Origin of the sequence: Pseudoxanthomonas sp. CCNWLW251 (genome assembly GCF_037402255.1) — a bacterium.
Lineage (GTDB): Bacteria > Pseudomonadota > Gammaproteobacteria > Xanthomonadales > Xanthomonadaceae > Pseudoxanthomonas_A.
Window position 1 is genome coordinate 746,133 of record NZ_JBBEGA010000001.1, and the last position, 21,724, is coordinate 767,856.

The window sequence follows — 21,724 nt, forward strand, 5'->3', positions numbered from 1 at the left end:
TCGGCCGTTCGGGGGTGTTCCGGGCGTCACCCCTGTGCTGGCCACGCATCGAGGGGGCGTTGCAAGGCTGTGCTTCCACCCATCGAAGGAGGACTGCCATGACCCGTCTCACCGTGTCGATACTGGGCGCCGCGATCGCCTGCGTCGTGCTGGCCGCGTGCCAGAAACAGGAAACACCGCCTCCTGCGGATGCGCAGGCCACGGCTGAATCCACCACCGCCGAGCCCGCCGAACCCGCCGCGCCGCCCGTTGACCTCGAACAGCTTGCCCAGCGCCTGGTTGCCAGCGCAGCGGTGAAGGAGGGCGATGCCGTCATCATCGTCGGCAGGACCCACGATGCCGAACTGCTGGAAGACATCGCGCTGCAGGTGCGCCGCGCGGGCGCTTTCCCGATGATCGAATACACCAGCGACCGGCTCGCCAAGCGGATGTTCTTCGATGTACCGGCGCAGTTCGACAGCCAGGCGCCGACCCTGGACCTGGCGCTGTCCAAGGTCTTCGACGTGGTCATCTCGTTGAGCAACGGTACCTCGGAAAACCTGTTCGAAGGCGCCGACCCGCAGCGCGTGGCGGCGCGCGGCAAAGCCGGGGAAGCCATCGGCCAGGCGTTCATGAAGGAGAACGTGCGCCAGGTGGAGATCGGCAACGGTCTGTATCCCACGCCATGGCGCGCGCAACGGCTGGGCATGTCCGAAACCGAGCTCGCCAGGACGTTCTGGGAGGGCGTCAACGTGGATCATGCCGCGCTGCAGACCCGGGGACAGGCGGTGAAAGGCGCGCTGGCCGCCGGCAACGAGCTGCATATCAGCCATCCCAACGGCACCGACTACAGGATGCGGATCCAGGGACGCCCGGTGCTGGTCAGTGACGGCGTCATTTCACCGGAGGACATCCGCAGCGGCGGTCCCGCGCTGCAGGTCTTCCTGCCTGCCGGCGAGGTCTACACCACGCCCGTCGCGGGCACCGGCGAAGGCCGCATCGTCGCCACCCGCGACTACTTCCGCGGGCAGGCCATCGATGACCTCGCCGTAACCGTCGCCGGGGGCAAGATCACCGCACTCACCGGGACAGGGCCCGGCTTCGCAGCGCTGAAGGCCGAATTCGATGCCGTGAGCGATGCCCGCAAGAACGAAGTCTCGTTCTTCGACATGGGCATCAATCCGAACGTCAAACTGCCTTCCGGCAGCCAGGTGGGCAACTGGGTGCCGGCCGGCACGGTGACCCTGGGCCTGGGCAACAACCTGTGGGCAGGCGGCGACAATGCCCTCGCCTACGGCCTGAACTTCTTCCTGCCCGGCAGCACGGTGACGCTGGACGGCAAGGTCATCGTGGACAAGGGGCAATTGGCGTTGTGACGTCCTGGGTGGGCAGGGGCACGGACGCCCGCCCACCACGGCATGTGCGCTCTGTGACACAGCGCATGAATGCGCCGCCAAGACCGTCGGCAGATGTGGGGGACCGTGACAGGGCAGATGGGGCGCGCTTGCTAGAATCGCCCGACCCCTGAACCCCTGGATTCTCCTGATGCCCAGCCCGCGCCCCGCTCTCGGCCGCCCCACCCTGATCGCCTTCGCCCTCGTCATCGCGCTGGGCGCCCCCCATGCCGAAGCGCAGCGCAAGAAGCGCGCGACCACCCCCGCCGTGAGCGCGCAGTGCACCGACTTCTACACCGCCACCAATGCGGACTGGCTGAAGAACAACAGCCTTCCCGCCGGTGCCGGCAGCGTCAGCGTGCTGGGCGCCTTTCGCGAGCGCACCCTGGAGCAGCAGCGCGCACTGCTGGATGGGGCCATGAAGGCACCGCAGGGCAACGTGCAGAAACTGCTCGGCGACTTCTGGGCCAGCGGCCTGGACGAAGCCGCCGTGGAAGCGGACGGTTCCAGGCCCATCGCACCGCTGCTTGACCGCATCAACGCCATCAAGAAGCCCAAGGATGTAGCGCCGGCCATCGCCGCGCTGCACCAGGTCGGCGTGCCGGTGACCTTCAACTTCAGCCCGGACGTGGACCTGCAGGCGCTGGACCGCCACATCGGCTACTTCATGCAGGGCGGCCTGGGCCTGCCCGACCCCGCCTACTACACCCGCACCGACGCCGACACGCGAGAACTGCTGGGCCGCTACCGCGCCTACGTGAAGCAGGTGCTGGCCCTGACCGGCACGCCGGCCAACAAGCTGGATGCCGAATCCGCGCTGGTCATCGACCTGGAAACCAAGCTGGCACAGGTGTCCAAGCCGCTGGTGGACCTGCGCAGTCCGTTCGCCAACTACGCGCCGGTGCCGACCAAGGATCTGGGCAAGCAGTACCGCAACCTGCAACTGGATGCCTTCCTCAAGGTGCAGGGCGTCACCGACGACACCGTCTCCATGGCCGACCCCGCGCTGTTCAAGCGCCTCGATGGCCTCGTCGGCAGTCTGAAACCGGATCAGTGGAAGGCCTACCTGCGCTGGCGCGTGGGTGACGCCATGGCACCGTACCTGGCAAAGCCCTTCCGCGATGCCGAATTCGAATTCCGCGGCCGCGTGCTGCGTGGCGAAGCCGTCCCGGCACCGCGCTGGCGCCAGGTGCTGGATGCCGTCAACCTCGCCGCCGGCCCGATGCTGGGCAAGGAGTACGCCGAGCGCTACGTGCCCAGCGAGCACAAGCGCCGGGCAGAGCAGATCGCCGGACAGGTGCGCGACGCGCTGGGCCGCGGCATCGAACGCAACACCTGGCTGAGCGAGGCCGCAAAGGCCGAAGCCAAGGCCAAGCTCGACAAGCTGAAGATCGAAGTCGGCACGCCCAGGCGCGACCTGGACTACAGCGTGCAGCCGATGGGCCGTGGCAGTTTCGGCGGCAACATGCTGATCGCGTCCACCTGGCGCCACCGCGAGGAAATGAAGCGCATCGGCAAGGGCAACGCCGACCGTCGCTGGGACGTGCTGCCGCAGCAGCCCGCGCTGGCCTACGACCTGGCCCAGAATCGCTTGATCGTGACGGCCGCCGTGCTGCAGGAAGAGATCTTCGACGCGAAGCAACCGGCTGCCGTGCAGTACGGTGCGTTCGGCGCACTGGTCGGCCACGAGCTGAGCCGCGGTTTCGATGGCAAGGGTCGCATGGTCGATGCCAAGGGCCAGTTGCGCGACTGGTGGAGCGCAGCCGATGTAGCCGCATGGAGCGCATTGGGCAGCAAGGTGGCAACGCAGTACGGCGCCTACGCATACCCGGGGCTGAAGAACGTCAAGGTCAACGGCACGTTGACCCAGGACGAGAACCTGGCCGACCTGGCCGGTGTGGAACTGGCGTGGGACGCCTTCACCACCGCCGAACCGCAGGCCAATGCCGCCGCCAGGCAATCGTTCTACAAGGCATGGGCCACGCTGTGGGCGCAGAACCTGTCCGAAACCGAAGCCGCCCAGCGCGCCGCCGTGGACGTGCATGCACCGGGCCAGTGGCGCGCCAACGGTCCGCTCACCCAGCAACCGGCCTTCGCCCAGGCCTTCACCTGCAAGGCGGGCCAGCCGATGCAGGCGAAGGAAGCGGACCAGGTCCGGATCTGGCGCTGAGCGTCGGGCGGGCGGCATCACACCGCCGTCCGCCCTCCCCGGCGTCTATTCAACGTCGGAACGAAGCGCCTTCGCTCGATCCGTACGTCAGCGTTACCCGGGTCAGCAGCGGCTGCTGTCCATCGAACGGTTCGAATACATACCTGCGCACGCAAGACTTGAGCAATTCTGCAGCGTCCATGTTGGGGACAAAATTCTCGACCAAGATCCGGCTCACCACACCGGAAGGTTGCACCTCCAGCACATAGGATGCGGTCGCTGCACCGATACGATCCAGCGGCCGGATCAGGCATTCACCGGGCTCGACGACCACACGCGGTGCGGCACCCAAATCAATTCCTCCTCGGGTTCGGCCACCGATCAACGGCGCTACTCGCTCCTCCGTACTGGCGAGATATGCCGTGAGATCCTCTGATACCCGCCGCCGCGGAAGAACAGGCTTCTGCCAACGCCACACCACTTCGGCGCGATTGAGCAGGTGCCCGCTGTACGCCGATCTGTCGAACTGCATCATCCTGCCATCGCTTGACTGAGGCATGCGGATGTTCTTGACGTAGTACAAATAGACTTGGGTCCATTTCATGGATTCGCGATACTGGCCGTGCACCATCTCCATTTCGGCCAAGTCCGCATAAGCCTGCAGATGACCTGCCTCTGCCATCGCCAAGATCAGCTGGCGCGCCCTGTCCAGGTCGCGGGGCAACAGGTTGCCGGGCATGTCCGGACCGAACCGGTACAACAGCCCCACCGTGTAGCCGTACTCGGGGCACTCTTTGGCCCCTTCCAGCTTCAGATAGGCCTGGAGCGCGCGTTCACGACGGTCGACCGGCGCCTGAGCATCCAAGAGATCCGGCAGCGCTCCATATGGCAGTGAGTCATACGCCTGGTCGCAACCCACGACGCGGGGCATAGGTTGCGGCTCAATCGCCTCCTGCGGCTGCGCCATGCCGACGCTCGACAACGACAAGGCCAGCAAGAAGGCGGTGGTTCTGAATTTCCCCACGGATGATCCCCCAATTTTCGTTTCATCATCCCTTTGGCTACTTCACGACGCGCATCCGCGGCGGACCCCGGCGGCGTCCACCGAACGGTGGCTGGCCGCGCCAGTAGCGGATCATCAACCACCCGAACAGCATGCCGCCGAGATGCGCGAAATGCGCCACGCCGGGCTGCAAGCCGGTGAAGCCGAGCACCAGGGCGAGGACCGCGTAGAAGATCACCAGCGTGCGTGCCTTGATCTCCATCGGCAACGGAAACACGATCATCCGCTGATTGGGGAACAACATGCCGTAACCCAGCAGCAGGCCGAACACGCCACCGGATGCACCGACCGTGGCGTACGGCAGCGCGCCGGCGGACACCATCCACCGCCCCACGATCAGCTGCAGCAGGCCTGCGCCCACGATGCACACCAGGAAGTAGGTCAGGAACCGCTTGGGGCCCCATGTCTGTTCCAGCGACGAACCGAACATGTACAGCGCCAGCATGTTGAACAGCAGGTGCGTCAGGCCGCTGGTGTCGTGAAGGAATCCGTACGTCAGCAACTGCCATGGCATGAAGCCATGGCCCACCGGCCACAACGCGAACCATGCCTGGAACGCATTGCCCAACATGAGCTGCAGGAGGTAGACGCCGACATTGGCAATCAGCAGGTTTCGGGTGACGGGAAGCAAACGGGGAAACATGGCGGGCCTCGGGACTGTCGCGTCACATCATAATCGGCGGCGCGTCACCGTGCGCCAGGCCCCCACAGGGCGGCATCGAGGTCGTCTTCCCTGCGCGGGCGTTTCACGCGCCCGTTCTCCACCTTCACGCCTTCCGCGCGCAGGCGCTGGCTCTGTTCGCGGAACGCCTTCGAGCCATCAGGGAACGCGATGCGCCCATCCGACCGCAGCACGCGGTGCCACGGCAGCGTGGCATCGTCGTTCTGGCTGAGGATGCGCGCGGCGAGCCGTGCACGGCCAGGCAACCCCGCGCGGTGCGCCACTTCCCCATAGCCTGCCACCTGTCCGCGCGGAATGGCGCGGATGACGGCCAGAATGCGATCTTCGGGAGACTTGGCGCTCATGGCGGATTAGCATAGCGGCATCGGCAACACGGGAGTACACCATGCAGAACTTCGAACAGGTGCGCGGCTACCTGCATTCCTCCGGCTACAAGGTGGCGATGCACGACGCCTACGTGGCCTGCGTGGAACTGTCGCTGGACAACGGCAAGCGCCACCAGTCCATCTTCCTTTCGGAACTGGGCAACGACGACGAGCGCGGCTACCTGCGCGTGAGCACGGTGATCGCACCGATGACCGGCATCGACGCCAAGCGCGCGCTCAAATTCAACTGGCAGAGCAGCGTGGGCTACCTGGCCATCGGCGAGCTCGACGGCGTGCCCTACCTGCAGCTGTGCGAGAACCGTCCCTACGAAAGCCTCAACCCGGCGGAAGTGGACCGGCTGGTGCTGGAGATCGGCGGCCTGGGCGACAGCATGGAGCGTGCCCTGTCGGCAGAGGGCGACCTGCTCTGAGGGCTCACCTCGTCGGATAAAGAAAAACGCCGGGCAGTGCCCGGCGTTTTTCGTTCCCGTGCATGCGCGGGAGCATCACGCCCAGCCGATCGCTTCCAGCAGGCGCAGCAGGCCGTAGGCGATACCACCGGCCGCCGGGATGGTCAGCACCCACGCCCACAGGATGCGTTCGATCACGCTGAATTTCAGCGCACGCGGATTCTTGGCGAAGCCCACGCCCATGATGGCGGTCGAGATGCTGTGCGTGGTGGACACGGGCATGCCGAAGTGCGCGGCCACGGTCAGGATGGTGGCCGAGCTGGTTTCCGCTGCGAAGCCGTTGATGGGATGCAGCTTCACCATCTTGTGGCCCAGCGTCTTGATGATCTTCCAGCCACCGGACGCCGTGCCCAGCGCCATGACAATGGCGCAGGTGATCACGATCCACATCGCGATGTCCTGCTCGCCGGCCGCACCCGGGTGCAGGAACGCCAGCCAGCCCGGCAGGTCGTCCAGCGCACCACTGGCTTCTGCGCCGAACAGCGTGAGCGCGATGATGCCCATGGTCTTCTGCGCATCGTTGTGGCCATGCGCATAACCCATGTAGGCCGCCGACAGGATCTGCGCCTTGCCGAAGAACCTGTTGACGAAGTGCGGGCGCGCCAGTCGCCCCAGCCAGCCACCGGCACGCGACAGCAACGCGATCAGGCCCCACAGCGCCACCATCACCAGGATGCCGAGCAGGAAGCCTGCCACCGGCGAGGTGACCATCGGCAGCACCACCTTCCACAGGATGCCCTTGTTCTTGGTCCAGTCGCCCACCGTCTCGGACCAGATAAGTGCCGCCCAGTCGTTGTGGGCGGCCGCCAGCGCGGCGCCGCACAGGCCACCGATCAGCGCGTGCGACGAGGATGACGGCAGCCCCTTCCACCACGTGATCAGGTTCCACACGATGCCGCCCAGCAGCGCACACAGGATCACCTGCGACGTCACCTGCACCACGTCGGTGTTCACCAGGCCAGAGGCGATCGTCTTGGCCACGGCGGTGCCCATCAACGCGCCGATCAGGTTCATGCCGGCCGCCAGCATCACCGCCTGGCCCGGCGACAGCACCTTGGTGGCCACGACGGTGGCGATGGAGTTGGCGGTATCGTGGAAACCGTTGATGAACTCGAAGACGAGCGCGGCCAGGATCACCACCAGCACGAGGGTCAGCATGATGGTGCGCCCTTAGCTGTTCTTCAGCACGATCTGGTACGCCACCACGCCGGCCTCGCGGCAGCGGTCGATGGCCTTCTCCAGGATCTCGAAGAATTCCTTCAGCAGGAACATCTGCAGGTGGTCCAGGCGGCCGGAATAGATGTCGCGGTACAGTTCCAGCATCAGCCGGTCGGCTTCGTTCTCGATCGCGCGCAGCTTCTCGTTGAGCGAGGTCATGCGGTCGATGTTCATCTTCTTGATCTCGTGGACCATCTCCACGACCACGCTGGCCGCCTGCTCCAGCATCGCCGCGCGTGGCGCGAAGTCGATGCCGTCCAGGTGCTGGATGGCCAGCGAGTAGCGGTCGGCGAACTTCTCGACCTGCTTCGGGATCTTGTACAACGCCGAGCCCAGTGCCTCGATGTCCTCGCGCTCGATCGGCGTGATGAAGCTGTCCACCAGCGCCTTGCCGATCTTGTCCGAGGCCGCGCGCTCGCGCAGGCGCGCCAGCTTGAAGGCATCGAGCGCCGGCTGGCGGTCGGTGGCCTTCATCATGGTGTGCAGGGCCTTGGTGCTGTCGTGGGCGGCTTGGGCGGCCTCGTCCAACAGCGTGTAGAACTGCTGGCCGGAGCCGAAGATCGTCTGGAGGGAGAACATCGGGCGGTCCCACCGTCACGGGATGGACGGCTTCAGGGGCGGAATTATGACCGTTTCATGACGTTTCCGGACAGTCGGGGGCACGGGAACGGGGGCAGCGCAGGCAGGTCCTGGCCAAATATCGCGTTCAGCTTCACGCATCCGTCCGCCGGGCGTTTGCTAAACTCGCCGCGCGCCCACCGGGTGCACCCTATGGACGACGACCCTACTTCCCCCCACTGTCCCCCGCGACAGACCCCGCCCGCCCTGCCGGCCCTCCCCGCCTTGAACGGAGGCTGCCGTGCTTGAGCTGCTCATCGTCGCTTTCCTGATCGTCATCAACGCCTTCTTCGCCCTGTCGGAGATGGCCCTGATGACGTCGCGCAAGCTCAAGTTGAAACAGATGGCACAGGAGAGCCGCGGCGCCCGTGTCGCCCTGCACCTGGCCGAGCACCCTGACAACCTGCTGTCGACCGTGCAGGTCGGCATCACCGGCCTGGGCATCCTCACCGGCATGTTCGGTGGCGACGCCATCGGCCAGATGATCGCCGATTGGCTGGCCGGCATCTGGCCCGACGCCCTGCGCTACACCACGGCCATCGGCACCGCATCCGCCGTCACGCTGATCACTGCAAGCTCGGTGATCTTCGGCGAACTGATCCCCAAGCGCCTGGCGCTGACCAATGCCGAAGTCATCGCGTCGGCCGTGGCCATTCCGCTGGACTGGCTGTCGCGCATCGCGCGGCCGGTGGTGTTCGTGCTGGGCGCGATCAACCGCGGCGTGCTGCGCATGCTCGGCATCCGTGACGACAACCGCAATGCGGTGACCGAAGAAGAGATCCGCATGCTGGTGACGGAAAGCCACGAGCAGGGCGTCATCGATGTCGACGAACGCAACATGATGAATCGTGTGCTGCGCTTGGGCGACCGTACTGCCGACAGCCTGATGACGCCGCGCAAGCGGATCGTCTGGCTGGATGTGGCCGCCAGCTACAGCGAGAACCTGGAAACGATGCGGGAATCGCAGTTCTCGCGCTTCCCCGTCTACCGGGGCAGCGACCAGGACGTGGTCGGCGTGCTGGAGGTGAAGACACTGCTGGACCGCTTCGCCGATCCGTCACCGGAGATTTTCCGCGACCTGCGCGACCCGCTGTTCGTTTCCGAATCCACCCACGCGATGAAGCTGCTGGAAATCCTGCGCGAGGAACAGCAGTCGCTGGCACTGGTGGTCGACGAGTACGGCGAGATCCAGGGCCTAGTGACCCTCAGCGACCTGATGGGTGCCGTGGTCGGCCGCCTGCAGGCCAGCGAGAACACCGAGGATGCGCCCTTGGTGGTGGTGCGCGACGATGGTTCGCTGCTGGTGGATGGCTCGCTGCCGAACGATGACCTGCGTGAGCTGCTCGGCGGCGTGGCGCTGCCGGACGACGACGAATACAACACCCTGGCCGGCATGATGATCGAACGCTTCGGCCGCATCCCGCATGTCGGCGAACGGCTGGACTGGGCGGGCTGGCGTTTCGAGGTCGTGGACCTGGACGGCGCCCGCATCGACAAGCTGCTGCTGCAGAAGCTGCCGGAAACCGACGGCGAAGACCTGGCCGTCTGACATGAGCCCCGATGCGACACCCCACACGAGCACGGTGACGCTGCTCGACGGCTTCGCCACCGGCGACCCCGACGATGTGCTGCGCCTGGGCGACCTGTTGAAGGACTTCGGCCCGGCCGCCTTCGGCATGCTGCTGTTCCTCGGCGTGCTGCCCGCCTTCATCCCGGTCCCGGGCGTGGGCGGCGCCATCGGTGGCCCGATGGTGATCCTGGTGGGTGCGCAACTGCTGCTGGGCATGCGCAAGCTGTGGTTGCCGCAGTTCCTGGCCCGCCGCGGCCCGCATCGCAGCGCGATGATGCGTTTCCGCCAGCGCATGGCACCCTGGCTGCGCCGTCTGGAGAAGCTGGTACGCCCGCGCATGGCCGCGTTCCTGGACAACCGCATCGCGCTCAGCTTCACCGGCTTGCTGCTGATCCTGCTGGGCCTGCTGCTCGCGCTGCCGATCCCGTTCACCAACTACGTGTTCGGCATCCTGCTGCTGCTGTTCGCCCTGGCACTGCTGGAACGCGATGGTGCGCTGCTGCTGGTGGCGTGGGTGGCGGGCGGCATCGCCGTCGTGGTCTTCGGCTTCCTGTCCGGCAACCTGGTCGAATCGCTGACACAGCTGTTCGCGCGCTGGTTCTGACGCTTCCTGTTTTTGTAGGAGCGACGTAAGTCGCGACCGGAGCAATCAAACTGTCTTAGAAAAAAGAGCGCGCCGGGAAGGTCGGGCGACGCATCATCGCGTCATGTCATGGCGCACGGTCGCGACTCATGTCGCTCCTGCAACAGCGCCCTCCTTCAAGCCACGAGTTGCGCGAATTCGGCTGCGGTGACGGGGTACCCCAGCCAGTAGCCCTGCGCCAGGTCGCAGCCGCGCTCGCGCAGCAGGTTGAACTGGCCTTCCTTCTCCACGCCCTCCGCCACCACGGTGATGCCGAGCGAATGCGCCATCGCGATGATGGCCGTGGTCAGCGCAAGGTCGTCGGGGTCGCGCAGCATGTCGGCGATGAAGCTGCGGTCGATCTTCACGCCGTCCACCGGCACGCGGCGCAGATGGCTCAGGCCGGAAAAACCGGTACCGAAATCGTCCAGCCAGACCTTCACGCCGGTGCGATGCAGCGTGGCCAGCAGCGCGCTGGCGTGTGCCTCGTCGCTGATGACGGCGGTCTCGGTGAGCTCGAGGTGCAACCGCGATGCCGCCAGCCCGGTATCGCGCAGGCACTCGGCCACGACGTCCGGCAGGTCGCCGCTGCGCAATTGGCGCGGCGACACGTTGACCGAGACGAACAGCGGATCCAGCGCGTCGCGATCGGTACCCCAGCGCGCGGCCGCCGCGCAGGCGGCCCGCAGGACGCGCGGACCGATGCTCTCGATCAGCCCACTCTGCTCGGCCACGTCGATGAAGACCGATGGCGCCACCATGCCCAGCTCCGGGTGCTGCCAGCGCAGCAGCGCCTCCGCGCCGACGATGCGGCTGTCGGCCATGCGGAACACCGGCTGGTACATCAGGCTGAGTTCGCCACGCTCCCACGCGCCGCGCAGTTCCTGCTCCATCCGCACGCGACGCTCCACGGCCTGGTCCATCGCGCGGCTGTAGAAGCGGTAGCAGTTCTTGCCTGCCACCTTGGCCTGGTACATCGCGATGTCGCCGTTCTTCATCAGGGCGGTCGCACCGGATGCATCTTCCGGGAACAGGGTGATGCCGATGGACGTGCCCAGGAAAACCTGGCGGTCCTGCACCACGATGGGACGGCCCAGTTCGGCCACCAGTTTCTCCGCCAGACGCGTGGCGCTGCTGCGCACATCGCCGTCCTGGATCAGGATGACGAACTCGTCGCCGCCGAAGCGCGCCAGCAACGCGTCATCCCCGCCCATCAGGTCCACCGCATCGCGTATGCGGTGCGCGAACTGCTGCAGCACTTCGTCGCCGGCCTCATGGCCCAGCGTGTCGTTGACGCGCTTGAAGTCGTCGATGTCGGCGAACAGCAACGCCAGCTGGCGGCCCGCGCCGCGCAGCATCATCAGGCGGTGGTCCAGGCTTTCGCGGAACGCCAGCCGGTTGGTCAGCCCGGTCAGCGAGTCGGTGTACGCCATGCGGCGCACGTCGCGGTCATGCCGCGCGATGCTGTCGCTCATGGTGCCGAATGCACGCACCAGTTCGCCGACTTCGTCCTGGCGTTCGCTGGCCATGCGCTCGCCGTTGTAGTTACCCACTTCGATGTCGTGCGCCGCACGCGCCAGTTGCCGGACCGGCCGGATCAGCGTGCGCTGCACGTACAGCATGATCGCCACGCAGGCGGCGACCAGCGCGGCCAGCAGCAAGGCGATCCAGCCGAGGTGGCGTGCGCCGAGTTCGTTGAGGCGCGCCCGCGCGGCCGCGATGGCCTTCTCCTCGTACGCCCGCACGGAGGCGACCGAGTAACCGACGCGTACCCCGCCGATGCGTTCGCTGCCGATCATGATGGGTTCGGACACGTCCACGATCTGCGCCGACCACTGCGTGTGCATGCTGCGGGCGTTGACGGCCTCATAGGCCAGCGGGTCGGTCATCGTCTGTCCGTAGACGGCGATGTCCGCCGTTCCGTCGTGGATGATCCTGCCCTGGTTGTCGTACACCAGCACGTAGCTCACGTCCGGTTCTTTCTGCGCCGAACGCACGATGCTGCCGATCGCGTCCAGGTCGAAGTAGTACAGCGGATTGGCCAGTGCATCCCCAAGCTGGTCCACCGTGGCCTCGCCATGCCGGCGCAGGCTGTCCTCGACCATGCCGTGCATGGCGTCGCGCCCGAGGTCGGCGACTTCCTGCTGCATCACCTTCTGGCGGTGCAGCAGCGTCGCGAGCAGGGCGATGACCACGACCAGCATGATCGCCATCGCGGCCAGGAAGCGCGCCTGCAGGCCGAAGCGCAGCGCCCTCACTCCACCTGCTCCCTGACGCGGGCGACGCCACGGCGCAGGTTGTCCAGCGCCTGCTGCGATGCCGGATCCACCGGCAGGAACCGGGTGGTGCGGAAAAAGACGTTGAGCGCGTCGCGGGCAGCGGGATCGTTCGCCGCCTCCAGCAGCACCTCGCGCAGGCGTGCTTCCACCGCAGGGTCGAGGTCGCCGCGCACCATCTCGAGTGCGCGCGGGAAATCCTGGGTTTCGTGGATCACGCGGAAGTCGCGCCGGAAGCCCGGCGGCATGCGCCGCACATCGTCCCAGTCGAGGTTGCTGACCACGCCCGCATCGACCAGGCGCTTGTGCACCCAGGCCGCGATATTGAGCTCTGAGCGCGCGAAGACATAGCCCACCGAATCCGCAGAGGGGCGGTCCATCGGCGAGAGCAGGATCTCCATCCGCTGGCCTGCATCCAGCAGGGCCACGGAGGGTGCGAAATAGGCGCTGGTCGACGCGGTGTTCTGGAAGGCCACCGTACGGCCCTTGAGATCGGCCAGCCGCTCCAGCCCGCTGTCGCGGCGGACGAAGAACACGCCGTGGTAGCGGCTCACGCCCCCGCGTTCGGTCAGCAGCATCGGGCGCGCACCTGCACGTTCCTGCAGCCGCATGCCGGTGCCGGCCGTCTCGGTGACCCAGTCCACCCGGCCACGACGCAGGTAGCTGGTCATCTGCTGGGTATCCCGCGCCATCAGGATGCGACCTTCGGTGATGCCCACGTCACGCATCCGCGGCACCACGTAGTCGAGCAGCGGCTTGAGCTGCTCGTAGTGGGCCTTCGGGTCGTCGCTGATGCGTCCCAGAACCAGGACGCGTTCGTCACCGGCGGCGCTGGCCGGCGCGACGCTTGCGGGTAGCAGTGCTGCGCCGATCGCGGCCAGCGCCAGGCTGAACCAGGTTGTACGCAACGATAGGCGCCCGCCGAAACGATGGCGGCAGCCTAGCGGAAAACGTGACCTTAAGACAGTGATCCGGCGCCACCACTGCCCGCCAGCCGGGCCATGCGCTGCGCATCGGCCAGGATGCCCCGCAGCAGGCGTACCTCCTGCTCGTTCAGATCGGCCTTGTTGAACAGCCGCCGCAGCTTGCGCATGGCCGAATCCGGCGTGCGCCCCTTGTGGAAATCGATCGCATCCAGCGTCTCGCCCAACTGGAGGAAGAAGCCCTCCATGTGCACGTGGCTGGCGGGCGCTTCATCGGGCGGCACGACCACGGCATCCGCCACCTGCGTGCGCTCCAGCAGCGCGAGCCTCAGCTCGTAGGCCAGGACCTGCACGGCCGCCGCCAGGTTGAGCGAGCTGTACTCGGGATTGGCCGGGATGTGCACCGCCGCGTGGCAGAGCTGCAGTTCCTCGTTGCTCAGCCCGGTGCGCTCCCGGCCGAACACCAGGGCCACCTCGCCACCCGTCGCGGCACGCCCGACCGCGAGGGCAGCCGCCTGCCGTGGCGCATGTTCTTCCAGTTGCACGCGACGGCTGCGGGCGGTGCAGCCGAGCACCAGCTGGCAGTCGGCCACGGCGTCGGCCAGCGTGGCGACCACGGTGGCATCGGCCAGCAGGTCGTCCGCCCCGGCCGCGCGCCGGTACGCCTCTTCCGCGGGGTAGTTCTCGGGCGCCACCAGCACCAGCCGCATCAGGCCCATGGTCTTCAGCGCGCGGGCGGCCGCGCCGATGTTGCCGGGGTGCTGGGTGCCCACCAGCACGACGCGCAGGCGGGCGGAGGCGGCCAGGGAAACGGGATCGGTGAAGGAAACGGGCGTGTTCATGGGGGCAAATGGTAAACTGCGCGGGCCGGTCTCCGCGCCGTGCTGCTCTTTTCCACTTGTTCGCCCCACCCCACGCCTGTCCGAGGTTCGTTCGCATGCAGAAGCCCGTCGTCACCGTCATGACCAAGGCAGCCCGCCTGGCAGGCAACGTGCTGTTGCGCAGCATCAACAAGCTGGATGCGCTGAACGTGGTGCAGAAGGAGCGGATGGACTACGCGAGCGAAGTCGACGCGGACGCCGAGAAGGTCATCATCAAGGAACTGCGCCGCGCCTATCCGGACTACGGGTTCGTGGGCGAGGAAAGCGGCGCCCAGATCAACGGCCGCTACACCTTCGTGATCGACCCGCTGGACGGCACCAGCAACTACCTGCGCGGCTTCCCGCACTACTGCGTGTCCATCGCCCTGGTGGACAACGGCGAACCGACCGACGCGGTGATCTTCGACCCGCTGCGCAACGACCTGTTCACCGCCAGCCGCGGCGCCGGCGCGCAGCTCAACGAGCGCCGCATCCGCGTGGCCGACCGCAAGGAACTGGCCGGCACCGTCATCACCACCGGCTTCCCGCCGCGCGAACGTGCCCGTGCCGGCGCCCAGCTGGAGTGTGTCCGCGAATTGCTGGTGCACGCCGAGGACATCCGTCGCACCGGCTCGGCCGCGCTCGACCTGGCCTACGTTGCCTGTGGTCGTGCCGATGCCTACTTCGAAGCCGGCGTGAAGGACTGGGACATCGCCGCCGGCGTGCTGCTGGTCCGCGAAGCCGGCGGCAAGGTCTGCGACTTCCGTGGCGCCGCCCTGGGCAAGATCGACGGCCGCACCGCCCTCCCCCGCCAGATCGTGGCCGGCAACCTCAAGGTCGCCGAAGCGCTGCAGAAGACCATCGTGTCGTCGGGTTACGCGGCGGCATTCAACGCGTGACGCTCAGTGTGTGGGCCGTTGTAGGAGCGACGTAAGTCGCGACCGCGCATCCAGGGCGCCAGGGACACCCGCTACACGCGCCGATCCCAGCCGATCGCGTCTCACCGATCCATCCGATGGTCCAGCCGTGCGGTCGCGACTGACGTCGCTCCTACACAAGACAACGCCACGAAAAAGGCCGCGCAATGCGCGGCCTTTTTCTTTGGGAAACCGCGCTGCTTACGGACGACGCGCCAGCAGCGCCTCGTCCTTGGCCTTGGGCATCAGGTCCTGCTTGGTGACCGTCAGGAAGCCGATGGTCAGCAGCGGACAGGCCACGAAGATCGACGAGATGGTACCCAGCACGATGCCGATCATCTGCGACAGCGCCATGCCTTCCAGCGAACCGCCGCCATACAGGTACAGCGCGAACACGGTCAGGAACGCGACGAACGAGGTGATAATCGTGCGCGACAGCGTCTGGTTGATCGATCGGTTGAGGATCTCCATCGGCTCGGCGCGCAGGTTGCGGAAATTCTCGCGCACACGGTCGAACACCACGATCTTGTCGTTGATCGAGAAGCCCATCACCGACAGCAGACCGGCCAGGATGGTCAGGTCGAACTCGACGCCGCTGACGGCGAAGAACCCGGCGACGATCACGACGTCGGACAGCGTGGTGACGATGGCGGAGATCGCGAACTTCCACTCGAAGCGCACGCCGATGTAGATCAAGAAGCCAACCAGTACGCACGCCAGCGTGAGCGCCGCTTTCTCGGCCAGCTCTTTGCCGACCTGTGGACCGACGAATTCACTACGCATCACCTTCGCGGCATTGCTTTCGGTGGAAGCAAGGCGCAATACGTCATCTGCGGTCGAGTTACCGGCCTCCCCAGTTCCCGATGAACTGGCGACCTCGCGTGGTTGCAGACGCACCAACAGGTCGCTGCCGCTGCCAAAGGTCTGCACCTGCGCGCTGCCGTAGCCGCCCGCATCCAGCCGCGAGCGCACACCTTCGACATCGGGCGGCGTCTGGAAGCGCAGCTCGACCACGGTGCCGCCCGTGAAGTCCAGCGCGAAGTTGAAGCCCTTGAACGCCATGGCGCCGATTGCAGCGACCGTAAGCAGCGCGGCGATGGCTATCGACACCCAGCGCACGCGCATGAAATTGAAGTTGGTGGTATTCGGGATCAACCGCAACGGAAAAAGGCTCATGTAGTTTATCTCCCGTCAAATAGCGATGGACTTGATCTTGCGGCGGCCGCCGTAGATCAGGGTGGCGATGCCGCGCGACACGGTGACCGCGGTGAACACCGACGTCAGGATGCCGATGACCATCGTCACCGCGAAGCCCTGCAGCGGACCGGTGCCAAAGGCATACAGGAACACACCCGCCAACAGCGCGGTCATGTTGGAGTCGAAGATGGTGCCCGACGCCTTGTCGTAGCCGGTCGCGATGGCGGCCTGGGGTGGTACCCCCGCCCGCAACTCCTCACGTATGCGCTCATTGATAAGCACGTTGGCGTCCACCGACATGCCAATGGTCAACGCCAGGCCGGCGAAGCCAGGCAGCGTCATCGTCGCATTAATGAACGGCAACGACATCACCGCCACCACCATCACCAGGTTGAGCAGCAGCGCGATGCAGGTGATCAGGCCGAACATGCGGTAGTACACCAGGAAGAACGCCAGCGCGAACAGGAACGAATACACCACCGCTTTGGTGCCGCGCTCCACGTTCTCCTTGCCCAAGCTGGGGCCGACCACGCGCTCTTCGATGAAATCCATCGGCGCGGCCAGCGAGCCGGCGCGCAGCAGCTTGGCCAGGTTGTCGGCCTCGGTCTTCTCCAGGCCGGTGGTCTGGAAGTTCTTGCCGAACACGCCGGCAATGCGGGTCGGCGCCAGCGCTTCCTCGCGCACGCGCACGCTGCGCACTTCCTTGCCGTCGACCATGGTCACGGTCGGCACGCGTTCGATGTACACCACCGACATCAGCTTGCCCACGTTGGCGCTGGTGTAGTCGAACATGCGCTGGCCGGCGATGTTGTTGAGGGTGACGTCCACGGCCGGCAGGCCGTTGTTGTCCACGCCCACGCGGGCGTTGATCATTTCGTCGCCGGACGCCAGCACGCGCTTGTTCAACAGCACCGGACCGGCGTTGTCGCGCAGCTGGTAGACCTTGGCCTCCGGCGGGATGCGGCCGCTGGCGACGGCGTCGGCGGCATTGCCTTCCACCACGGCGCGGAATTCCAGCGTCGCGGTCGCGCCGATCAGCCGCTTGGCCTCGGCCGTATCCTGCACGCCGGGCAGCTGCACGACCACGCGGTCGTTGCCCTGGCGCTGGATAACGGGCTCGGCAGCCTTACCCAACACCTCGGCGACGCGGTTGCGCAGCGTGGTGAGGTTCTGCTCGATCGCCTCGCTGGCGATCTGTTCCAGTTCCGCCTGCGGCAGGCCGATGGTGATCTGCTGACCCGCGGCCTGGTAGCTCAGGCCCGAACTGGTCGCCAGCGTACCGGCGTTGTTGCCGCGCGAACTGAGGGTCTGCGCCAGCGCCTGCTGCGCGGCCGCCACGTCCTCGCCATCTGCCAGCGTCACCACGATGCTGTTGTTGGGGCGGCGCTCGACCGAGGTGTAGCGGATTCGCTTGTCGCGCAGGGTCACGCGCGTGTCTTCCAAGTAACCCTCGACGCGCTTGTCCAGCGCGGCCTTCTGGTCGACCTCCAGCACGAAGTGCACGCCGCCCTGCAGGTCCAGGCCCTGCACCATCGGGCGGGCACCGAAGTTGCCCATCCAGTCCGGCACGGTGGAAGCCAGGCTCAGCGCGACCAAGTAATCCTGGCCCAGCGCCTCGCGCAACGCGTCGTTGGCCGTGGTCTGTGCCTCCAGGGTGGGCAGGCGCACGAGCATGCTGGCGGCCTCGGTATCGACCTCCTTGGCCTGCACGCCCGCATCCTTCAACGCGGCATCCACGCGGCTGCGCAGCGCAGCGTCAATGGCGAAACCGCGATTGGCGGTGATCTGCACAGAGGGATCCTGCGGATACAGGTTGGGCAGCGCATACAGTGCGCTCGCCAACACGACGATCAGGATCAGGACGTATTTCCAGCGAGGGAATTCAAGCATCGTGGCGACCCGCGCAGGCCCTTCCCGGGCACGCGCTCAGCAATGGTTCGGAAACAGCGGGAATCCGTCCTGCCGCATGCACGGCAGGGCGGAGGAGGCAGATCAGGCGGACTTCAGCGTGCCCTTCGGCAGCACGTTGCCCACGGCGGCCTTCTGCACGCGCACGCGCACGTTGTCGGCCACTTCCAGGGTGACGAAGTTGTCGCCGATGTCGGTGACGGTGCCGGCGATGCCGCCGGACGTGATGACCTCGTCGCCCTTGGACAGCTTGTCCAGCATCGAGCGGTGTTCCTTCGCGCGCTTCATCTGCGGGCGGATCATCAGGAAGTACATGACGGCGATCAGGGCGATCGGCATCAGCAGGCCGAAGCCGCCCATGCCCTGCGGGGCCGGCGCGGCCTGCGCGAACGCGGGGGCAATGAAGAAATCAAGCAGATTCATGGACTTGTCCATTCAGTATTAAATGCAGCCGGGGATTATGCCATGCGCGGCAGGGGGCCGCCCGGGCTACCCGCTGGCCCGGACCGGAAAAGACCGCGACAGCGCCGGATGGTTCCCGGCCGAGGGCGAAAACCGCCCCGCGCCGGGGCGCCATGGAGCCGCCAGCGGTGCCCTCGCCTCCTACAGGGGCATGGGTTCCGCGCCCCGGGCCGCGTAGAAGGCGGCCCGGAAATCCGAAAACCGGCCTTCCGCAATGGCCGCACGCATCCGCGCCATCACCTGCTGGTAGTACCAGAGGTTGTGCAGCGTGCCCAGCATGGGGGCCAGCATTTCGTTGCAGCGATCTAGGTGGCGCAGGTAGCTGCGGGTGAACCCGTTGCGGCAGGCATAGCAGCCGCACCCCGGTTCGATCGGCTGCAGATCGTGCTCGTACTTGGCGTTGCGGATGCGGACCGTGCCGAACGAGGTGAAGTAGTGGCCATTGCGTGCGTTGCGGGTCGGCATGACGCAGTCGAACATGTCCACGCCGCGCGCCACCGCCTCCACGAGGTCTTCGGGCCGGCCGACGCCCATCAGATAGCGCGGCTGGTCCTCCGGCAACTGCGGGCAGGTGTGTTCGAGCGTCGTGTTGCGTTCCTGCTCGGTCTCGCCGACCGCGAGGCCGCCGATCGCGTAGCCGTCGAAGCCGATCGCCTTCAGGCCGTCCGCCGAGCGCGAACGCAGGTCGTGGTGCACGCCGCCCTGCACGATGCCGAACAGCGCCGCGTCGTTGCCTTCGTGCGCGCGCTTAGAGCGCTCCGCCCAGCGCAGCGACAGCTCCATCGATCGCTCGATGACGCGCGGGTCCACCGGCTTGCCATCCACGTTCACCGGCGGGCACTCGTCGAAGATCATCACGATGTCCGAACCCAGCACACGCTGGATGTTCATGCTCTCCTCGGGGCCGAGGAACACCTTGCTGCCATCCACCGGCGAGGCGAACGTCACGCCCTGCTCGGTGATCTTGCGCCGGTGCGCCAGCGAGAACACCTGGAAACCGCCGGAGTCGGTGAGGATCGGCTTGTTCCAGCGGGCGAACCCGTGCAGGCCGCCATGCGCGCCGATCACGTCCAGTCCCGGCCGCAGGTACAGATGGAAGGTGTTGCCGAGGATGATCTCGGCGCCCAGGTCCTCCACGTGTTCGGGCAGGATGCCCTTCACCGACCCGTAGGTGCCGACCGGCATGAAGGCCGGCGTCTCGATCGTGCCGCGCGGGAAAGTCACGCGGCCGCGGCGAGCGGCACCATCGGTGGTGAGCAGGTCGAAGGACATGCGGCTCATGCGGACACCATGCCGCGCGCCCGATCTCCGTCATTCCGGCGGAAGCCGGAATCTACTTTGCTGTTGGTATTGCGGTCGGAAGCCAGAATGAAAATGGTTGACCCGCCATTCGGCGGTTGAAAGCCCGGCGTTCGCCGGAATGACGGCACGATTTCTGACGCGGCATGAGCACGACTCATCTGGCGTCCTCCGGGAACAACAGCATCGCGTCTCCATACGAAAAGAACCGGTATTGCTCGCGCACCGCATGGGCGTAGGCGGCGAATACCCGCTCCTTGCCGGCGAACGCGCTGACCAGCATCAGCAGCGTGCTCTCCGGCAGGTGGAAGTTGGTGACCATCGCGTCCACGCTGCGGATGCGGTAGCCGGGGAAGATGAAGATCTGCGTCTCGCCCGCGAACGGCTGCAGTTCGGCGTCGCCGGCTTCCGTACGGCGTGTCGCCGACTCCAGCGCGCGCACGACAGTGGTGCCCACGGCGATGACGCGCCCGCCCCGGGCACGCGCCGCGCGCACCTGTTCGACCAGTGCCGGGCCGACATTGAGCCACTCGCTGTGCATGCGATGCTCGTGGATGTTGTCCACGCGCACCGGCTGGAAGGTGCCCGCTCCCACATGCAGCGTCACGTGGCCGAATTCCACCCCACGCTCGCGCAGCGCGGACAGCAGCGCATCATCGAAATGCAGGCCAGCGGTCGGTGCCGCCACCGCGCCCAGTTCCCGCGCAAAGACCGTCTGATAGCGCTCGTCGTCGTCCTTGCCGGGATCGCGCTGGATGTAGGGCGGCAACGGCAGCCGCCCGGCCGACAGCAGCCAGCTTTCCAGCGAATCCGGCACATGGAAGCGCAACTGGTAGAACTCGCCGTCACGACCCACCACGTCCGCCTCGCCACCGGCGTCCAACTGGATGCGGCTGCCCGGCTTGGGCGATTTGCTGGCGCCGATCTGCGCACGCGCGGCGTTGTCCGGCAGCAGGCGCTCGATCAGGATTTCCACGCGCCCGCCGCTCTCCTTCTGCCCGAACAGGCGCGCGGGAATCACGCGGGTGTCGTTGAACACCAGCAGATCGCCGGGCTGTACCCATTCCGGCAGGTCGCGCACATGGCGATCGGCGAACGGCACGTCACCCGGCGGCACCACGAGCAGCCGGCTCGCGGAACGCTCGGCCAGCGGCGCCTGCGCGATCAGCGCATCGGGCAGGTCGAAGTGGAAATCGGACTTCTTCACGGTTGGGGCCTTGCGGGGGCGTGCATTGTACGTGAGCGGACCCGGACGCCCTGCCGTCAGCGTTCGAACTTGGTCGACAGCACGATCGACGAGGTGGTGCGCTCCACGCCTTCGAGCGCGCCGATGCGGTCGGTCAGCAGGTCCATGTCGCCCACGGTCGGCACCGCGCCGATGGCGATCAGGTCGTGGCTGCCGCTGACCGAATGCAGCACCCGCAGTTCCGGCATCGCCCTCAGGGAGGCGACCACCGAGGTCATCTGCTTGGGGTGCACGGCAATCATGATGTGCGCGCGCAGGTGGCTGCGGTCGTACTCATCGTGCACGCGCACGGTGTAGCCGCTGATCACGCCTTCGCGCTCCAGCCGCTCGATGCGGCTCTGCACCGTGGTCCGTGACAGGTTCAGCCGGCGCGCGATCTGGGCGGTAGAGGCCCGTGCGTTCTCACGGAGCATTGAGAGCAGTTGCTGGTCGGCGTCGGTGAGTTTCATGCGGCAGCTTGAGTTTCGTCGAATCGACGAAATATCCTCTAAATCAGCGCAGTTCAC

The 21,724-nt window shown here is 66.5% G+C and carries 20 protein-coding genes; 6 read left to right on the forward strand and 14 right to left on the reverse strand.

The window, feature by feature from the left end; translation table 11 throughout:
• The first annotated feature begins 98 nt into the window (after positions 1–98).
• Both WBN46_RS03550 and WBN46_RS03555 read left to right on the forward strand, forming a co-directional pair.
• The gene (locus WBN46_RS03550) at positions 99–1,355 is read left to right on the forward strand and encodes an aminopeptidase (protein WP_337730322.1); all 1,257 of its coding nucleotides are present in this window, start codon (positions 99–101) and stop codon (positions 1,353–1,355) included.
• Between the two features lie 169 nt (positions 1,356–1,524).
• Positions 1,525–3,543, forward strand: a complete 2,019-nt coding sequence (locus tag WBN46_RS03555) for a M13 family metallopeptidase (protein WP_337730323.1) — start codon at positions 1,525–1,527, stop codon at positions 3,541–3,543.
• Between the two features lie 49 nt (positions 3,544–3,592).
• Here WBN46_RS03555 and WBN46_RS03560 read toward each other — a convergent pair whose 3' ends face one another.
• From WBN46_RS03560 to WBN46_RS03570, 3 genes are read right to left on the reverse strand one after another with little or no spacing between them, the layout of a single operon-like run.
• A complete protein-coding gene (locus tag WBN46_RS03560) occupies positions 3,593–4,546 on the reverse strand; it encodes a hypothetical protein (RefSeq protein WP_337730324.1) in 954 nt (317 codons plus the stop codon).
• 37 nt (positions 4,547–4,583) lie between these two features.
• Positions 4,584–5,228 (reverse strand): rhomboid family intramembrane serine protease, encoded by a 645-nt coding sequence (locus tag WBN46_RS03565; RefSeq protein WP_337730325.1) that lies wholly within the window; start codon positions 5,226–5,228, stop codon positions 4,584–4,586.
• A gap of 44 nt (positions 5,229–5,272) precedes the next feature.
• Positions 5,273–5,611, reverse strand: coding sequence for an MGMT family protein (locus WBN46_RS03570; protein ID WP_337730326.1), 339 nt, complete (start codon positions 5,609–5,611; stop codon positions 5,273–5,275).
• 41 nt (positions 5,612–5,652) lie between these two features.
• Here WBN46_RS03570 and WBN46_RS03575 point away from each other — a divergent pair, with 41 nt between their 5' ends.
• Complete coding sequence (locus tag WBN46_RS03575) at positions 5,653–6,063, forward strand: hypothetical protein (RefSeq protein WP_192200534.1); 411 nt, start codon at positions 5,653–5,655, stop codon at positions 6,061–6,063.
• Positions 6,064–6,138: 75 nt separating this feature from the next.
• Here the strand turns inward: WBN46_RS03575 and WBN46_RS03580 are convergent, their stop codons facing one another.
• Both WBN46_RS03580 and WBN46_RS03585 read right to left on the reverse strand, forming a co-directional pair.
• Positions 6,139–7,260, reverse strand: coding sequence for an inorganic phosphate transporter (locus tag WBN46_RS03580; protein WP_337730327.1), 1,122 nt, complete (start codon positions 7,258–7,260; stop codon positions 6,139–6,141).
• Positions 7,261–7,272: 12 nt separating this feature from the next.
• Positions 7,273–7,899, reverse strand: coding sequence for a DUF47 family protein (locus WBN46_RS03585; protein ID WP_056878267.1), 627 nt, complete (start codon positions 7,897–7,899; stop codon positions 7,273–7,275).
• Positions 7,900–8,179: 280 nt separating this feature from the next.
• On the opposite strand from WBN46_RS03585, the gene WBN46_RS03590 reads away from it, so the two are divergent.
• Both WBN46_RS03590 and WBN46_RS03595 read left to right on the forward strand, forming a co-directional pair.
• Positions 8,180–9,487, forward strand: coding sequence for a hemolysin family protein (locus tag WBN46_RS03590; RefSeq protein WP_337730328.1), 1,308 nt, complete (start codon positions 8,180–8,182; stop codon positions 9,485–9,487).
• Position 9,488: 1 nt separating this feature from the next.
• Positions 9,489–10,112 (forward strand): exopolysaccharide biosynthesis protein, encoded by a 624-nt coding sequence (locus tag WBN46_RS03595; protein WP_337730329.1) that lies wholly within the window; start codon positions 9,489–9,491, stop codon positions 10,110–10,112.
• A 155-nt stretch (positions 10,113–10,267) separates the two neighbouring features.
• Here WBN46_RS03595 and WBN46_RS03600 read toward each other — a convergent pair whose 3' ends face one another.
• From WBN46_RS03600 to WBN46_RS03610, 3 genes are all read right to left on the reverse strand, one after another.
• The gene (locus tag WBN46_RS03600) at positions 10,268–12,388 is read right to left on the reverse strand and encodes a GGDEF domain-containing phosphodiesterase (protein ID WP_192200531.1); all 2,121 of its coding nucleotides are present in this window, start codon (positions 12,386–12,388) and stop codon (positions 10,268–10,270) included.
• Complete coding sequence (locus WBN46_RS03605) at positions 12,385–13,266, reverse strand: phosphate/phosphite/phosphonate ABC transporter substrate-binding protein (RefSeq protein WP_192201254.1); 882 nt, start codon at positions 13,264–13,266, stop codon at positions 12,385–12,387. Before WBN46_RS03605 ends, WBN46_RS03600 begins: the two co-directional genes overlap by 4 nt.
• 98 nt (positions 13,267–13,364) lie before the next feature.
• Complete coding sequence (locus tag WBN46_RS03610; RefSeq protein ID WP_337730330.1) at positions 13,365–14,171, reverse strand: RNA methyltransferase; 807 nt, start codon at positions 14,169–14,171, stop codon at positions 13,365–13,367.
• 95 nt (positions 14,172–14,266) lie between these two features.
• On the opposite strand from WBN46_RS03610, the gene WBN46_RS03615 reads away from it, so the two are divergent.
• Positions 14,267–15,088, forward strand: a complete 822-nt coding sequence (locus tag WBN46_RS03615) for an inositol monophosphatase family protein (protein ID WP_337730331.1) — start codon at positions 14,267–14,269, stop codon at positions 15,086–15,088.
• Positions 15,089–15,307: 219 nt separating this feature from the next.
• Here the strand turns inward: WBN46_RS03615 and secF are convergent, their stop codons facing one another.
• The 6 genes from secF to WBN46_RS03645 form a co-directional block, all read right to left on the reverse strand.
• Entirely contained in the window at positions 15,308–16,282 is a 975-nt protein-coding gene (gene secF, locus WBN46_RS03620) for a protein translocase subunit SecF (RefSeq protein WP_337730332.1), read from the reverse strand.
• 15 nt (positions 16,283–16,297) lie between these two features.
• Positions 16,298–18,193, reverse strand: a complete 1,896-nt coding sequence (gene secD, locus WBN46_RS03625; protein WP_337730333.1) for a protein translocase subunit SecD — start codon at positions 18,191–18,193, stop codon at positions 16,298–16,300.
• A 102-nt stretch (positions 18,194–18,295) separates the two neighbouring features.
• Positions 18,296–18,634, reverse strand: coding sequence for a preprotein translocase subunit YajC (gene yajC / locus WBN46_RS03630; RefSeq protein ID WP_192200526.1), 339 nt, complete (start codon positions 18,632–18,634; stop codon positions 18,296–18,298).
• Positions 18,635–18,814: 180 nt separating this feature from the next.
• On the reverse strand, positions 18,815–19,954 hold the full coding sequence (gene tgt, locus WBN46_RS03635; protein WP_337730334.1) for a tRNA guanosine(34) transglycosylase Tgt: 1,140 nt from the start codon (positions 19,952–19,954) through the stop codon (positions 18,815–18,817).
• Positions 19,955–20,129: 175 nt separating this feature from the next.
• Positions 20,130–21,179, reverse strand: a complete 1,050-nt coding sequence (queA, locus tag WBN46_RS03640; protein WP_337730335.1) for a tRNA preQ1(34) S-adenosylmethionine ribosyltransferase-isomerase QueA — start codon at positions 21,177–21,179, stop codon at positions 20,130–20,132.
• 56 nt (positions 21,180–21,235) lie between these two features.
• A complete protein-coding gene (locus WBN46_RS03645; RefSeq protein ID WP_337730336.1) occupies positions 21,236–21,667 on the reverse strand; it encodes an Lrp/AsnC family transcriptional regulator in 432 nt (143 codons plus the stop codon).
• Positions 21,668–21,724 lie beyond the last annotated feature (57 nt).